The 16,715-nt window shown below is 50.0% G+C and carries 12 protein-coding genes, 1 tRNA gene and 1 riboswitch; of the genes, 1 reads left to right on the forward strand and 12 read right to left on the reverse strand.

What is annotated here, in order from left to right; genetic code table 11:
• Positions 1-118: 118 nt before the first annotated feature.
• From SSED_RS19480 to SSED_RS19490, 3 genes are all read right to left on the reverse strand, one after another.
• Positions 119-1,771 (reverse strand): FAD-dependent oxidoreductase, encoded by a 1,653-nt coding sequence (locus SSED_RS19480; protein ID WP_012144061.1) that lies wholly within the window; start codon positions 1,769-1,771, stop codon positions 119-121.
• Positions 1,772-2,081: 310 nt separating this feature from the next.
• A complete protein-coding gene (locus SSED_RS19485) occupies positions 2,082-2,465 on the reverse strand; it encodes an MAPEG family protein (protein ID WP_012144062.1) in 384 nt (127 codons plus the stop codon).
• Positions 2,466-2,618: 153 nt separating this feature from the next.
• Complete coding sequence (locus tag SSED_RS19490; protein WP_223296008.1) at positions 2,619-3,401, reverse strand: cobalamin-binding protein; 783 nt, start codon at positions 3,399-3,401, stop codon at positions 2,619-2,621.
• 297 nt (positions 3,402-3,698) lie between these two features.
• Between SSED_RS19490 and SSED_RS19495 the strand changes: the two genes are divergently transcribed.
• Positions 3,699-3,785, forward strand: a tRNA-Leu gene (locus SSED_RS19495).
• A gap of 459 nt (positions 3,786-4,244) precedes the next feature.
• Here the strand turns inward: SSED_RS19495 and cobO are convergent.
• The 9 genes from cobO to SSED_RS19540 form a co-directional block, all read right to left on the reverse strand.
• Positions 4,245-4,859: a cob(I)yrinic acid a,c-diamide adenosyltransferase gene (gene cobO / locus SSED_RS19500; RefSeq protein WP_012144064.1), complete on the reverse strand. Its 615-nt coding sequence runs from the start codon at positions 4,857-4,859 to the stop codon at positions 4,245-4,247.
• A 60-nt stretch (positions 4,860-4,919) separates the two neighbouring features.
• Positions 4,920-6,569, reverse strand: coding sequence for a cobyric acid synthase (locus SSED_RS19505; RefSeq protein ID WP_049772179.1), 1,650 nt, complete (start codon positions 6,567-6,569; stop codon positions 4,920-4,922).
• Positions 6,570-6,725: 156 nt separating this feature from the next.
• The gene (gene cobU, locus SSED_RS19510; RefSeq protein WP_012144066.1) at positions 6,726-7,325 is read right to left on the reverse strand and encodes a bifunctional adenosylcobinamide kinase/adenosylcobinamide-phosphate guanylyltransferase; all 600 of its coding nucleotides are present in this window, start codon (positions 7,323-7,325) and stop codon (positions 6,726-6,728) included.
• On the reverse strand, positions 7,322-8,095 hold the full coding sequence (locus SSED_RS19515; protein ID WP_012144067.1) for an adenosylcobinamide-GDP ribazoletransferase: 774 nt from the start codon (positions 8,093-8,095) through the stop codon (positions 7,322-7,324). Before SSED_RS19515 ends, cobU begins: the two co-directional genes overlap by 4 nt.
• Before the next feature lie 107 nt (positions 8,096-8,202).
• The gene (cobT, locus tag SSED_RS19520; protein WP_012144068.1) at positions 8,203-9,231 is read right to left on the reverse strand and encodes a nicotinate-nucleotide--dimethylbenzimidazole phosphoribosyltransferase; all 1,029 of its coding nucleotides are present in this window, start codon (positions 9,229-9,231) and stop codon (positions 8,203-8,205) included.
• 230 nt (positions 9,232-9,461) lie between these two features.
• Positions 9,462-10,592, reverse strand: a complete 1,131-nt coding sequence (locus tag SSED_RS19525; RefSeq protein WP_012144069.1) for a FecCD family ABC transporter permease — start codon at positions 10,590-10,592, stop codon at positions 9,462-9,464.
• Entirely contained in the window at positions 10,582-11,472 is an 891-nt protein-coding gene (locus SSED_RS19530; RefSeq protein WP_150104459.1) for an ABC transporter ATP-binding protein, read from the reverse strand. Before SSED_RS19530 ends, SSED_RS19525 begins: the two co-directional genes overlap by 11 nt.
• Before the next feature lie 354 nt (positions 11,473-11,826).
• Positions 11,827-12,049: riboswitch (cobalamin riboswitch) on the reverse strand.
• Positions 12,050-12,674: 625 nt separating this feature from the next.
• Entirely contained in the window at positions 12,675-13,361 is a 687-nt protein-coding gene (locus SSED_RS19535; RefSeq protein WP_012144071.1) for a histidine phosphatase family protein, read from the reverse strand.
• A gap of 144 nt (positions 13,362-13,505) precedes the next feature.
• Positions 13,506-16,358 (reverse strand): ATP-binding protein, encoded by a 2,853-nt coding sequence (locus tag SSED_RS19540; RefSeq protein ID WP_012144072.1) that lies wholly within the window; start codon positions 16,356-16,358, stop codon positions 13,506-13,508.
• Between the last annotated feature and the right edge of the window lie 357 nt (positions 16,359-16,715).

The following is a 16,715-nucleotide window of genomic DNA, read 5'->3' on the forward strand; positions in this document are numbered from 1 at the left end:
AATTGAAGCATTGACTCCTCAATGAGGAGTCAATGCTACTGCTCAATTCAACAACTCTGGCTAAATAACTCAGGCTAAATAACTCAGGCTAAACGACTTAGACTCGACATTCGACCTGCTAAAATTTAGCGTGAACCGCCTGATAGGTCTTATAGCCACCGGTGAGGTTTTTCGCCATAAACCCATGATTTGCCAACATGCGATAGGCTACATGGCCGCGCAAACCGACCTGACAGATAATCAATATCTCCTTGTCTCTCGGCAGTTCTTCGAGTCGCTGCCTGAGCTGATCCACGGGAATATTAACAGCCCCCTCAACCGCTCCGGATTTCATCAGCTCACCGGGATTTCTGACATCGAGTAGAATTTGCTGGTCGCTCAATGCATCGATATCGGCCGTGTGGCACAACCGAGTCTCACCTTTCAAGCTATTGGATGCGACAAAACCCGCCTGATTCAGCACATCTTTTGCCGAGCCAAAAGGTGGAGCATAGGTCAGCTCCATATCCTGCATATCGTACACGGTAAGTTCGGCCCTGATAGCCACGGCCATTACATCGATACGCTTATCGATACCATCACGGCCAATGGCTTGAGCGCCCAAGATTGTGCCGTCATCGGTACTGAACAGCAGTTTTAGTGACACCGGGTGTGCGCCAGGAAAGTAGCTGGCATGGCTCGCACCATGTACATAGATTTTCTCATAAGGAATACCGCTGCGCTCCAGACGTTTCTCGTTGAGCCCGGTGCTTGCTACCGCCAGATCGAACACCCGGCAAATTGCGGTACCTTGGGTTCGGTTATAGCTATCATTTGCACCAAAGATATTGTTCGCAACGATCCGCCCCTGACGGTTAGCCGGGCCGGCTAATGGGATCAGCGCCTTCTCACCGGTAAGAAAATCAAACTCCTCAACGGCGTCGCCCACGGCATAGATAGAGGCATCGCTGGTTCTCATCTGCTCATCGACCACAATACCGCCGAGCTCACCGATAGCCAGACCGGCATTGACCGCCAAAGTGGTTTCCGGCTTCACGCCCACCGCAGAGATCAAGATACCTGTGTTTAATGACTCACCGTTACTCAAGAAGAGCTCCAAGCCGGAGCCCACCTGTTCGACGCTACTCAGGCCGCAGTTGAGACGCAGGTCAATGCCCTTGTCTACAATCTCCTTGTGCAACATATTCGCCATCTCGATATCGACGGGTGCCATCACCTGTGGCGACATCTCAAGCAAAGTGACATCGATATTCAGTTCATTGAGCGCCTCCATCATCTCCAAACCGATAAAACCACCACCGACAACGGTGGCATGAACCGGCTTTCTCTCCTTGAGCAAGGTTAAGATCCTGTCCATATCGGGAATATTTCGCAGTGAAAATGTCAACGGGGTATCCAGGCCGGGAATTGGCGGGACCACAGGCGCTGCGCCCGGAGAGAGCACTAAGGCATCATAGCTTTCCAGATACTGCTCACCGGTCACATGGTTCTTTACGGTAACGGTTTTAGCCGCCCTGTCGATGGCAGTCACCTCTTGGCGCACACGCACATCGACATTAAAGCGAGACTTGAAACTTTGCGGCGTCTGAAGAATAAGGGACTTTCTATCGGCTATTTCACCGCTGATATGGTAGGGCAGTCCACAATTGGCGAAGGAGACAAACTCACCACGTTCAAACATGATAATTTCAGCTTCTTCATTTAATCGTCTGGCACGCGCAGCTGCTGAGGCACCTCCGGCAACACCACCAATAATCAATAACTTATTCATACTTAACCCTAATACCACAACAAGCCAAATTTTTGTGTCGCTTAGTTTATTACATCGCTAAGTACATGAGAATTCATTTCATTAGAAAAAGCTAACAGATGTGTAAAAAGGTGATCCAGGGCAAATAAATCCGCTTCCAGATGGAAGATCTGACCCAGTGATCTGGCTCTTACTTATGTCACGAGTCACGAGTTCAAGATAAGCAAAGAAAACTATAAGCTTCAAATCTGTAGCCTGCTCTTTATAAAGAGTGAGTTCAGGATGGCGGACCCAAAAGCTTCGCGGCTAAAGCCGCTCCTACATAACGCTGTCAAAACGCCTGAAACAAGATCCCGAACGAGCAGAAGATGGCCACAAACCATGACAAAGAGCGCAGCGTTCCCTTATCGATAAGATACAGAACCTGATATGCCGTACGGGCGATAACGTGGATTACCGCCAGTAACGCAGCGGTGTCGGTCACATTTTGTGTCGCGATGACGGCCAATACCGAGAGTCCAAATATCAGCAGTGACTCGAAGGCATTCTGATGCGCCGCAACGGCGCGAGCCCCGAAACCGGTTAACCTGGACTGCTGCTCTCTGGGGTGAGAGTTATCGTAGCCACCCAATTTTGCCATGGCCACCGCAACCGGCCCCTTCGCAAGATAGGGAAGCAGCATGGCAATAAACAGGCAGATTAGTAAGGTCGTCATGGGAAAATCCTTTTTAAAAATTAAGTTTTAAGTTTTAAGTTTTAAGTTTTAAGTCACGAGTCACGAGTCACGAGTCACGAGTCACGAGTCACGAGTCACGAGTCACGAGTTCAAGGTAAGGCAAAGAAAACCATAGTCGATAGCAAACAGCTATTAGCGCGCCTTATCCAAGGCATCACACAGAGATCTGACTCCTAAGATGGCGCGGGGAGCGGCGCGATGTAAAAGATCGGCATTCAGCGGATAGATATGCTCATTCTTAACGGCAGGGATCTCCTGCCACTGGCTCCAGTCTACGCCGAGAATATTGCCCTTATCCTGACTTTGTAAGATCACCTCCGGCATCTTCATCAGCACGTTCTCCAAACTAAGCTGCGGATAATCGCTGTCGGCATCAAAGAATACATTCTCTCCATGACAGACATCGATGATCTGCTGAATCCAGCTATTCTTTGCGACGGACATCAAGGGGGTAGACCAAAGCTGATAGAACACCTTTACCTTAGGTTTAACTGCATTGCTCGCACGTAACTCTTTAAGTTGCAATTGATAATCGGCAATAACCATAGATGCCTGCTCTTGATGGCCCGTTAACTCACCCAGCTCTTCGAGTTCACCGGCTACGGCCTCCAGTGTCTTAGGGTCGCTGTTATACACCTTGAACCCCAATTTATTAAGCTTTTCGACATCTTCGGCCTTATTGCCGCTGCCCCACACCACGACCAGATCGGGATCCAGTTCAATCACTCTCTCGATCTGTATACCGTGATAGCCACCGATACGGGGAATTTGCACCGCCTCTTGTGGATAATCCGCATGCTCTGTAGTAGCTACGATGGACTCACCGGCACCGATCGCATAGAGCATCTCCACCGAATGAGGTGACAGAGCGACAATGCGCTTTGCGGGTGCCGCGCTTACCGGTATTGCCACCATAGATAAAGCCGGAAGGAAGATGGCGAATATCGACAAGCTGTTTCTTATTGTTTTCATCTGGTTCTCGTTTAAAAATAACAAGTTATATTTATTGCATCGCATAATGTCTCAACACAGAGTCGTCCATACTCTCGATAAGAGCCTATCTGCTTATCTCAAGCTGGTCACACTTTACACTCTCATCAAGGAATCATCTAAAACGGGTTGACAGCTGTAGGATAGAGCAGTACTATCTGCCGTGCAAGCAGTTGAAAACTAGATATTTTAACTAGTAACTCTTTCAACAGTTTGGTCGTTGCAGATGTGGTGGAATTGGTAGACACGCTAGCTTCAGGTGCTAGTGCCCGTAAGGGCGTGAGAGTTCAAGTCTCTCCATCTGTACCAAAAATTCAAATATTTTCAAACTCTTTCAAGCTTCTCTCCCTATTTATCTCTTTGTGCAGCTATTGCCTTTACCTAGCCCTTATTCTCACAAGTCAGCCCCTGAACATACGACTTTTTCTCAGAGACGCTGAGGGCTCTTTGTTTAAAGCCGTTGAAGACTCTTCACTAAGTGTCGCTGAAGCTCCTTACCTAAAACCGCTGAAGGCTCTATATGATTGGGTGACTCTTTATAACAGCAAGCCGGGCAGACAATAAAGTCACAGTGGAGAGCACGAAGAAATGTAATTTCACAGCGTTCGCCTATCTCATTAATAATCAGTGGTTAAGCCGTCAGCCCCCGCTTTTCACAAGAGCCTGCCCCTGAGCATATGCGCTCTTTACCAAAAAATCGCTGAAGGCTCCATGTGATGGGGTGAGCCAGCACAGACAATAACGCCACAAAAGCTAGCAGGAAGAAATTTAGTAGTCGAAACCGGGCTGGGCTTTGACGCCTGCATCGAAGGCGTGTTTTATGGGCTTTACCTCACTCACTGTATCCGCTATCTCAATAATACCTCTGTGACACGCCCTTCCCGTGACGATAACATGCTGCATCGGTGGACGATTCTGTAGTGCTTCGATCACTCTATCGACCTCCAGGTAGTGATAACTCACCATGTAAGTGAGTTCATCCAGCATGATGCAATCTATAGACTCGTCTTTGAGTAGTTTCTCTGCAGCTTCCCATGCCTCTAGTGCCGCTGCCGTGTCCTTCTCCCTGTCTTGAGTCTCCCAGGTAAACCCGGTGCCCATCACATGAAACTCGACTCCGGCCCCTTCGAGCAGAGTGCGTTCACCGCAATCCCAGTTTCCCTTAATGAACTGCACCACAGCCGCTTTCTTACCATGGCCTACTGAGCGGGCAATAGTGCCGAAGCCAGAGGTCGATTTACCTTTACCATTACCTGTCAGCACCAACAGAATGCCCTTCTCCTCCTGAGCCTTGGCTATTTTCGCATCGACTCCATCTTTGAGCTTCTGTTGACGTGCTTTATGACGCTGCGCTTTTATCTCTTCTGCATTTTTTTCGGTCATGATATTTCCGTATGTTTATAGCTAAGAAGGTTCTAGGTTCTAGGTTCTAGTTTCTAGTTTCTAGTTTCTAGTTTCTAGGATCCTATCCAACTTATCTATATCTAAATCTTTCTCTAACTGGTCGGCAAACCTGTCGAGCTGCTGTTCACGAATTGCATCGATATCTACGGCTTCTACATGCTCCATTCCCGCCCACTTCAGTATCAGTGCACAAGCTTGGGGTGAGTCGAAAAGGCCATGTAGATAGGTTCCGAATATCAGGCTGTCATCTGAGACCATTCCGTCTGAAAACCCTTTATCACAAAAGGAGCCATCAGAAACGGGGTCGTCGCTTGTCGACTTACCGAATGCCTCTTTCACCGACAGGGTGATAGGTTGGCCACCAGAGGGAGTATTCAACACCTGCGACTGGCCGCAGTGGATCTCATAGCCTTCGACGGGTGCCTGTTCCCTCTGCAGGGACAAATGACCCGTGACCTGACGTAATATTTTGTTGGCTTTAAGCTCAGTCACCAGAGGCAGCAAACCTAAGCCCTCACTCTCGCCAACCTTGCCTTCGACGCCACCTGGGTCATCGATAAGCAGACCCAGCATCTGATAACCGCCACAGAGCCCAAGCACTTTACCGCCATAGCGTAAGTGCTTCTTGATGGCGGTATCCCAGGCCTGTTCTCGGATAAAGTCTAAGTCTGCGCGTACATTTTTACTGCCGGGCAGAATAATCAAATCGGCATCGGGTAACCCCTGAACACTCCCGGGTTCTGCGTTCTGCAAAGAGGCGTAACTAAATTCGATTAAGGGGTTAAGCCTTAAGGGATCGAAGTCGGTGTGGTTGCTGATCCGGGGGAACACCAGAACTAACACTTTGAGCTTGCTCTGCTTCGGCTGTAATAATTGCTCGGAAGATGAAACTGTCAGCGGTGGAGCCAGAGCATCTTCGGCGTCCAGGTGCAGATCGTGCAGATAGGGAAGCACACCCAAAACCGGTTTATTGGTGTAGCGCTCTAACCAATCCAGCCCCGATTGCAGCAAGGCGATGTCACCGCGAAATCGATTGATTACAAACCCTTTTACTCTGGCTTGCTCCGACTCACTCAGTAACGCCAGCGTGCCAACCAGATGAGCAAATACACCGCCTTTGTCTATATCGGCAATGATAATCACCGGACAGTCGACGGCTTCGGCAAAGCCCATGTTAGCGATATCTCCCTCTCTGAGGTTGATCTCGGCCGGACTTCCCGCCCCTTCGACAATCACCATTTCATAGTTATCGGTTAAACGGGAGAAAGAGTCCAAAACTGCAGACATCGCCATGACCCGATAGCCCGGCAGCCCCTCTTCCCGCCCCCCTTGAAGGCCGAAGAAAGTTTGTGCCTCCATCTGATCGAGCGCCTTGCCTTGAACTATGACCTGAGCGCCGGTATCTGAGCTGGGTTTCAACAAAATAGGGTTAAAATCGGTATGTGCGGGCAATCCACAGGCAATGGCCTGCAGGGCTTGGGCGCGACCAATCTCACCGCCATCGATAGTTACCGCACTGTTGAGCGCCATGTTTTGCGGTTTGAAAGGCGCCACCCGCTCCCCTCGTCTGGCAAACAGACGACATAGCCCCGCGGCCAAGGTGCTCTTGCCCGCATCTGACGTGGTGCCCTGTATCATCAGTACTTTGGCTTTGTGAGCCTCTGGATTATCTCTGTTATCGGTATTCATATCGTTCTTTTGCATTTCTCATAAGAAAAAGCTTCGCGGCTAAAGCCACTCCTACCTGAAGAAAGCTTCGCGGCTAAAGCCGCTCCTACATGGAGAATTTCGTAACCCGTAGCCTGTGACTCTAACCTCAAATCTAGAACCTCGTAACCCTATGTATTAAGCGCCTTTTAATCGCATGGGCAAGCCGGCGGTGACCAGGACCACCGAATCTGCAAGCTTGGCTATCTCCTGGTGTAGCCAGCCCGCTTCATCGACAAAGCGGCGGTTCAACTCTCCCAGAGGAACGATGCCGCAGCCCACTTCGTTACTCACCAGGTAGATCTCGCCCGCAAGCGTCGGCAGTAATTCGAGTAACGCCGCCTTGGCCTCTGGCCAGCTTTTCCCGTCACCGCCCACACAGACTTGGCTCTCCTCCGCCCTATCCTGCTCATAATCTGAGTCAGTCGGTGGCTCATTTGCGAATAGCCGATTGGTCAGCCAGAGCGTCATACAGTCGACAATAATGACACGGTTTTTTCGGGCATATTGCGCTAGAGACTCAGCTAATAATAGTGGTGTTTCGACCGTTATCCACTCAAGCTCATCTTCGGTTCTGTCTTGTCGGTGCCGTGCTATTCTCGAAATCATCTCCTCATCGAGTGCCTGAGCGGTGGCGATATAGATACATTCATACCCTTGCGCGCTCAGGGCTGTTGCCGCATCGGTTGCATATCGGGTCTTGCCGCTGCGTGCACCGCCCAGTACCAGATGGATCATAGGGAGCTCACCAAGATAAGAATAATAAGGTAGCAGAGCATTTCAGATATCTGCTGCCCGGCCCCCAGCGTATCGCCGGTATAGCCACCTATTTGACGGCGAAAGGCCACCACCAATCCCCACCTCAGCAACAGGAGTGATCCAATAAGGATCAGAGCCTGACTCAGGCTTAGCAATAGTAAAATAATCAACGCTGTCCCAAGCGAGATAACCAGCTCATTGACACTCTGGTTCTGGGCTAAAGGCTTACTCTTACTGGTATCAGAGTCACTGACATATTGTTCGGTGAAGATAAAGCTGGCAGCAAAAACACGACTCAAACAGTGACCCACTATCAAGATGACGCTCACCATATTGGTATCGATAACAGCCACTTCAGTTAATATTTGCCACTTCAGCAGCAGAATAAATACCAGGGCCAACGCGCCATAGCTACCGAGACGGGAGTCTTTCATGATTAATAGTTTATCGGCTACGGTCCAGCCACCGCCGAAACCATCGGCGGTATCGGCCAAGCCATCTTCATGAAAACCACCGGTCACGATGGCACTGGTGATCATCGCAAATATAATGGCTACCGACGCCGGCAACCAGTTAACGGCCAGAGCATAGACCGCGGCACTGAGCCCCCCCACCAAGATGCCGACCAGTCCGAAATAGCGATTGGCTCTGTTCAGGTTGTCGCTGTCCACCGTCACCCAGGCAGGCATTGGGATACGGGTAAAGAAGCCCATCGCAATAAAAAACAGTGTCAGTTCTCGACGAAACATATTTATGAAATTCCTTTAGAAACATTCGCGGCTAAAGCCGCTCCTACATGGAGAATCTAGAATCTAGAACCTAGAACCTAGAACCTCGTAGTCCATCCGACATAGAGTTAGATCTCAATTCCGGCATCGCTGAAGCTGGCCATCTCATTATAGAAACCGGCGGCGGCTCGAATAAGTGGTAACGCCAATACGGCGCCACTGCCCTCGCCTAACCTCATCCCTAATCTGAGCAAGGGTCGGGCTTGCAAGTGTTCCATCATCAGGCAGTGACCCCGTTCATCTGATTGATGACCAAATATCATATAATCGCGGACGTTCGCATTTATCTGCACCGCGACCATGGCCGCCGCCGTTGCGATAAAGCCATCTACGATGACAAGCATATTTCTCTCCGCCGCGGCAAGCATAGCCCCCGTCATCTGTACTATTTCAAAGCCACCAAGGCAGGCTAAAATATTATAGGGGTCGGTTAATTCGGCCTCATGAATATGCAGCGCCTGCTCCACCAGCATCTGCTTACGCTTAAGGGTAGCGGCATCGATTCCGGTGCCTCGTCCGACACAATCGACACCCTTCATCCCCATGACAGTGGCCATGATGGCCGCAGCAGAAGAGGTGTTTCCTATGCCCATCTCCCCTAATGCGATAAGGTTACAGCCTTGCTGATGGTGAAGTTCTATGCGTGTTCGCGCCATCTCCAGCCCTTGCTTGACGGCTCCCAATGTCATTGCCGCTTGCTTGTGGATCGCTCCCGTTCCTGCACCCAGTCTCTGGTCGATAACCCCTTCGACGCCCTCTAATGGCTGAAGAATGCCACAATCGATCACCTCCATATCCAAGCCGACCTGGCGACAGAAGACATTGATGGCTGCGCCACCGGCGACAAAGTTCATCACCATCTGTGTAGTCACTTCACTTGGAGCAATTGAAACACCGGATGAGGCGATTCCATGATCCGCCGCAAAAACCAATAGCTTAGGGTTAATGATCTCAGGCTTATCTTTTCCTAATACCAGAGCCAACTGTTTAGCTAAATTTTCTAATTCTCCGAGCGCTCCCAAGGGTTTGGTTTTATTGTCGATTTTACTTTGAATCTCATCATCAAACTCATGATTTGCCGGACTGATATTAAACATCTATATACCCTAAATATTTTTTGTTTTGCGTTATTTTTTATTTAAACATTCGCGGCTAAAGCCGCTCCTACATGGAGAATGTCGCACTCCAGCAATAACGCCTGTAGCTAGAACCTCGTAACTCGAACCTCGGAGCCCAAAAGCTTCGCGGCTAAAGCCGCTCCTACATGGAGAATGTCAAACCTCGTAGCTCGCAGCCCGAGACTCGTAGCTGCCTCTACGAGCCGCTCCTACCTTCTGCTGCCCAGGATAAACAGGAAGAAGATACTGCCTATGACGGCGGTGATGATGCCTACGGGTAACTCCTGACTGCTCAGCAGAGTTCTCGCCAAGACATCAATCCATACCATAAACAGGCCACCGACTAAGGCGGTCGTAATTAGCGGGAATCGTCCCGGAAAGAGCATGCGTACCGTATGGGGGATCATTAAGCCCACAAAGCCGATACCACCACAGTTAGCGACTAAGATGGCCGTAATGAGGGAGCAGAGCAGTAACATCTGCAGTCGCAACCGACTGACATTGATGCCTAAGGTATGGGCTGTTTCATCACCGGCCCGCATCGCCATTATCTGACGCTTAAACAACAAGATGATCCCGGTAGCAGCACAGACAACGACGGCCGGAAATAACAAACCCTCCCAACTCGCTTTTGCGAAGCTTCCAAGACTCCAAAACAGCACAGACGCGGCCGCCTGAGGACTGGAAAAATAGAGCAGCAAACTGGTTAACGCGCCGAACATGAATGAGATCGCCACACCGGAAAGCAACATGCGTTCAATCTGACTACTCATATTGCGTCCGCATAAGCTCAACACCATGAGCACCGACACCCCGGCCCCGAGGAACGCACCCAGTGGCAGACTTATCCAACTAAGCAGCTCGAACAGCCCTGAGCCGGTAAAAAGCCCTGAACCAGCAGATAGCCCTGAGGCTGCCCCCACGCTTGAGCCTGTGAAAAACGTAATGACCATCACGGCACCAAATGAGGCGCCCGATGAGATGCCGAACAGATATGGATCGGCCAGCGGATTACGCGTCACCGTTTGCAACACACTACCCGCAACAGAGAGCCCGGCTCCGGCAATAAAGGCCAACAAAATGCGGGGGAATCTCAACTCCATAACGATACGCTCGGCGATGCCTGACACCTCTGTCATACCAAAAATGGCCGTACCAAAGGTGTTATGTAATACAACATTAATCACATCACTGAATGAGATATTGGCGGCGCCAAAGCTGGCTGCGGCCAGCAGGGTTATCAGACTCAATAGCGACAATCCCGGCACCACCCATTTATGGCCGATATCGACTCGTCCTTTGGTAGAAGTCGAGGCTGAATTAATCGGGCTAGTCTTCATCTTGTTTATGCCTTTCCGTGCTGTTCCAGTGACTCATACCTGCACTCATGTTCTCATCATGCGCGTTCTTATCATTAGCGTTGTCGCCATGAGAGTAGCCATAGAAATAGCTGATCTGAGGGTTACCATGCTGAGGGTGAGGCTGCGTACTGCAACACACACCGAATACCTCGCTGATACGCGCCTCGGTGAGCACAGACTTAGGCGTCCCATGAGCGACAGAGCGGCCATCATCGAGGAGTAACAGCTGATCGCACATGGCACTGGCTAAATTCAGATCATGAATAGAGGTGATCACCGAGATCCCAATCTCACGAAGCAACTCCATGACCTGGATCTGATAACGAATATCTAAATGGTTAGTGGGTTCATCCAAGATAAGCAGCTTAGGCTGTTGTACTATCGCTCTGGCGATCAGCGCCCGCTGCTTTTCGCCGCCGGAGAGGTGCTCATAGACTTGGCCGGCCTTATGGGTTAGCCCCACTTTTTCTAACGCATCCGCAACGAGTCTTCTATCCGCAGAGGTCGTGAGATCGAACGGCCCCTTGTGAGGAGTTAATCCGATAGCAACCAGTTGTTCAGTGGTTAACTCAAAGTGATGGGGAGTGTCTTGCAGTACCACCGCAACTTGTCTGGCAAACTCTTTTGCAGAGAAGTGAGAAGTATTTTGCCCAAATAGGCTAATCGTTCCGTTATCCGGCTTAATATAACGATATAGACACCGCAGCAGGCTGGATTTCCCCGCACCGTTTGGCCCTATGATGCCTAACATCTCACCCTTGGCTAATGAAAAGCTTATATCGGATAGAATCGCCCGGTCATCGGCATGCCACCTAAGGTCGCTGACCGCTAACGCACACGCCTTGTTAACGCTATGCATTTCATCGCGATGCTCTTTATCACCACTGTTTTTATCCCCACTCATGTTATCAAGAGTAGAGGTTTTTTTACGCCATGATTTCAAGCCGATAACCTCACCGCCAACAACATTGACTGAAATGTCTTATATGATTTAGCTAACTCAAATGAATTAGCCGGTTTTGCCGGTTTATATGAAAAAACAGGAGAGGAGTGGAATACACGACGCGAAGCATACCGCATAAACTCAAGGCATGACGGTATTGCACGAGCTGGCTTTCGTGAATTAATAGAGCAGGACAAAGCGGTGAATAAACCAGCAAAAAAGCTAAAAAAAGATAGCATGACACTTCCCCTCGAGTTACCCGCTCAAGTTCTTTAGCGACAAAATTAGGCAGGTATCCTGACTCATGGTTTGAAGAAGTTTCTAGGACTTAGAACCTAGAACCTAGAACCTCTCGGCTTCTTCAAAACACTCACAGTTGCGGGCACAGTCCGGGCTTATGCTTTCGATTCACTAAAGCTCCCGGTTCCCTTTTAAGTTTGAGTTACCCCCATCTTTCGACAGTGGCTCTCAACACCTGATTTTGCGATCCTCTCCACCCACTTAACAGCCAATGTTTAAAGCTTATGTTCCAAGCTCATGTTTCAAGAGCAGGCTTAAGAGTGAAGAGTGTCTGAGAGCGGTTATTATGCCGCTTTTATGAATTAAGGCAAAGCCCGACGCCTGACAGAGGTGAAAAATCATGGTTCTCAATTTTATACCAATCAGTATAAAGATGTGATCGCTCAGCGAGAGTTTAGCGTTTCTGAGGCAAGGCAACGAGTGAAGAGCATAGTTATTCTACGTTTAAGCTCGTTAACACAGCATCAGATGCGCTAAAACTCGCCTTTTAGGAGCTTTTTGGGCTGCCTACTTCTTCGTTGAATAACTTCGAAAGGGAGCACCATTACATCAGTTATCCGCCTCGAATTAGTTTGCCCAAAATAGCTCTGAGTAGATCACTTTCTTATACTGATTGGTATTACTCTTGCACAAGAAAGGGGCACAGGAAAGGCTCGCCACTCTGATTAAGATGAATTCCGGTGCAGTTGAGGCAGATACGAGTGCGTCCCCAGTCTCCTAACCCGCGGTCATATCACGCCAGAACCTAGAACCTAGAACCTAGAACCTAGAACCTAGAACCTAGAACCTAGAACCTAGAACCTAGAACCTAGAACAGTTTACCCCCAGTGAAGCTGAGGAAAGTGTGTCCCTTGGGCCGTGGTATAGACAGTGATTTTCACTATCGCCGCGTAGGCCAGGCTCAGTTGAGTATAAAACCCCGCGACCCCGCTAACCCCCAATGCACTGGCCATCAGGTGGCGTATGACCCCCGCATGGGTCACCAGCAGCAGAGATTGACCCCGGTGTTGATTGAGTATCGACTCCCAGGCGCGATCGATTCTGGCCTCGAAATCCAGCATCGTCTCTCCATCAGGCGGCGTGCTCGCCCACGGGTTCTTCCAATAGGCTTCGATAGGCCCCGCGCAGTTCTGATACAGGCTCTCTAATGTTTCTCCGTCCCAATCACCAAAGTTCATCTCCTTGAAACCGTCTTCGAGTTTAAGCGGCACCTCTCTTTTCAGGTAGAGCCTGAGGGCAAATTCACAACAGCGACGCAGGGGGGAGCTGATAATGTGATCGAAACTAATATCCGCGGCTTCGACGGCATCAAACATCTGCTTACGGCCATTCTCACTCAAGGAGACATCCGTATGTCCCCTCAGGATCTGTCCTCCCTCACACTCACCATGACGCATAAGGTAGAAGGTCGTGGTGATCCCCGGATTAGGCGTTGTTTGCTCCAGCTCCTCACGTTCTGCTTCGAGAGTTGCTTCGTGCTCGTGATGGGCTTCACTGCTACTCATAATATTTTTCTATCCAGGCTGTTATCGGCAATAGGTCAGGCTCACCTATTTATACCGTCTTTTCGAGGCGGAGAGAATAGCTTTACCTATCACCACCCCCAACCTCTCCCCAGGCCTCCATTGAAAGCCACAAACCACTCACGGCTAAATATGCTCACCCAGATCCCGCTCAAGCTTCTGTAGGTTCCTTGGGAAACGTATGTGATAACAGAGTCCCTGATTGGGTGAGGTCTCAATCTCAACTTCGCCCCTGAGTTTTTGCGTGACCAAATTGTACACAAGATGGGTCCCCAAACCGCTGCCCCCCTGATTACGCTTTGTCGTATAGAAAGGGTCGAACAGACTCTTCACTCCCTCTTCATCGAGTCCGATACCATCATCGCGATAATCCAGTAATACCCAATCATCTCTGATTTTTACGGTTATGATGATCTCTCCCACCTGCTCCGGGAGAAATGCATGCAGCAGGCTATTCATGATCAGATTAGTTATAACCTGAGACAGGACACCGGGATAGGTGTTACAGCTTAAGCTGAAGTCACAGTCGATCTTTATCTCATGGGGCACCTTCTTGAGTGTCGGCCTGAGCGACATCAATATCTCTTCGAGATACTCATTGAGCTCGAACTCCCGCAACTCCTCACTGGATTGATCGACCGCAACCCGCTTGAAGCTCTGAATTAACTTAGAGGCTCGGGCATTATTCTTAAGAATAATATCCATGGCTTCGATGCAGGTTTGCATAAAACCTGCAAATTCATCTTCACTGAGCTCACCATCTGAGAACATCTTCTTGACCTCGATCACCTCATCATGAAGGTGGGACGCCGCGGTGACACAGACACCGATTGGGGTATTGATCTCATGGGCAATGCCCGCCACCATCTTACCTAACGACGCCTGTTTCTCCGTCTCAACCAGTTTATGCTGAGCACTCTTAAGTTGATCCAGCGTCGAGCGAAGCTCACGGGTTCTCTCCTCCACCAGTTTTTCCATCTGCTCTGAGTATCGCTGAGCAAACTGCTCCTTCTCTTTCGAGTAGTTCAGTTGCTGCCGCAGTTGAGCGGGACTGATCTTCAACTGAGCCAGCAACTGGGCATAATAGCGCTCCAGAGTCATACTCTCTTTCTCTGAATAGATGTTTGATTGAGTGACCACCATATGAGCCACCGCGGCTCCGGTGATACCGCTGAGCAATCTCTCTGTCGCCCTCTCCAGATAGGCCAGCTCCTGCACATTAATCAGCTCATCATCATTGAGCTCAGCCTCGACTAAACAGGCTTTCACTTTAACTTCAGCCTGTTCGGCAGGTAGGTACTGCCCAAATATTCCCTTCAGTAACTTCAACTTAGGTTTGAGCTCAATATTACGGGGCAAGGTATCCATAATCGCCTCGTCTTCGGCGACGCGCTCAGCCATAACATCCATAAACTCGGCGTTATATCTCTGCTCCTCTCCCGTCACCTTCGAGAACAGGCTGCCAAAGACCAAGGCTGTGACGTTTCCCGCCAGAGACCACAATGCCCCGTGGCTTATCTTATCCATCTCGGTGCCCATCAGGTGTTCGGGGTGCAACCAATAGAGTCCCCATGGCCCTAACTCAAGAATATCCGCATCTATCCAGCCACTCTTCATTATCGCGGGCAGTAGCAGGCAGTATGCCCACACAATAAAGCCCACCATCAAGCCCGCAGAGGCCCCCTTTGCGGTGACCTTAGGCCAATAGAGTCCGGCAATCACTAAGGGGAGAAATTGCAATACGGCGGCGAAGGAGATCATGCCCATGTTCACTAACATGTATGACTCACCCAGATAGAGGTAGAACATCTGTCCCGCCCCCAGCACAATAAACACCGCCAGCCACCTGGACTGAAGCAGGTACCTTTTCAAGCCGCTACCCGGATTACTCCACTGCAGCAGAGGCAGGACTAAATGGTTACTGAACATGGTGGAGAGCGTCATGCCGGACACCATCAACATGGCCATAGAGGCAGAGAAACCGCCGATAAATACGAATAGGGTGAGCAGATCCTGCCCGGCAAGCATAGGCAGGGATAGCATATAACTATCCGCCGTTTCCGGACCAAGCAGTAACATACCCGCAGCGGCTATAGGCGTGATAAAAATAGTCATTAATATCAGATAGATGGGCAGCCACCACTGCACCTTCTTAATATGTTTCACATCGGGATTTTCAACCACCATGACATGAAACTGGCGTGGCAGTAACATAAAGGCGGAACCTGCGAGCAGCAGATAACTGACCCAGGTGACAAACTCGGGCTTGGATGACATCCCCTGAGCCGCCTCGGGCATCTTCTGTTCAAGCAGCTCGAGGATGACCAGTGGAGAATCAAACATCACAAAACCGACAAACACCCCCACAGACAGCATGGCCAGCAATTTAACCATTCCCTCGACAGCGAGCGCCAGCATCATGCCCGGGTGCCTCTCGGTGGGATCCAGATGTCGAATACCGAAGATAATGGTAAACAGGGCGACGCCCAACCAGACCAGCCAGGCAATCTCATTGGCCGCAACACCGTCTTCGGTCTCCAGGACGAGATCGATGGCGGTGTTTATCGCTTTGAGTTGCAGCGCCAGATAGGGAACGATCCCCACCATGGCGACGGTCGCGGCGAGGCCGGCAAGGAAGATACTGCGGTTGAATCGGGCCGAAAGGAAGTCGGCGATGCTGGTAACCCTGTAGATCTGTTTTATCAGCAACACTCGCTGCATCAAGGGCCAGATAACGATCATCAAGAGTGTCGGCCCAAGATAGATAGAGAGCATCAATATGCTGGAACGGGTAGCGAAACCGACACTACCAAAGAAGGTCCAACTGGTACAAAAGATGGCGAGTGACAGCGCATAAACTGCGGCACTGGTTGTCAGCTTCCTGGCCCGTTCACTGCCGGACTCGGCCCATGACGCCAGCATATACAGCAGGGCCACATAGGAAAATATCACCAGCAGAAGGCTGGAGGCGCTCATCATAAGCTACTCCCGCCTATAGCGTTATATGCAGAAGATGCAGGTCTGCAACTTACAATAAACGGGACGAGGGGCTGACTGTCAACGTTGTTCACTGACTAAACCTACTTAACCAAAGCAAACAAGAACAGAATTAAACACAACCAGATCAGTGTAATACTAAGCAACATGGTCGACAGGCTCAGAGTGAAATAAGTTGAGACAGGCCAGGACGTTATAAAAAAGGCCAACACCAAAGTTAATATTCTGAAAGCAGGCTGATTATTGATTTTCCTCCACACCATGGTATCTCCAGCAAAGGGTCTTTCTAAAGCATAGTTCAGAGCCACAAAGAGTGGAAAAATCCGTACTGAAAGGGCT

The organism is Shewanella sediminis HAW-EB3 (assembly GCF_000018025.1).
In the GTDB taxonomy this organism is placed as follows: Bacteria; Pseudomonadota; Gammaproteobacteria; order Enterobacterales; family Shewanellaceae; genus Shewanella; species Shewanella sediminis.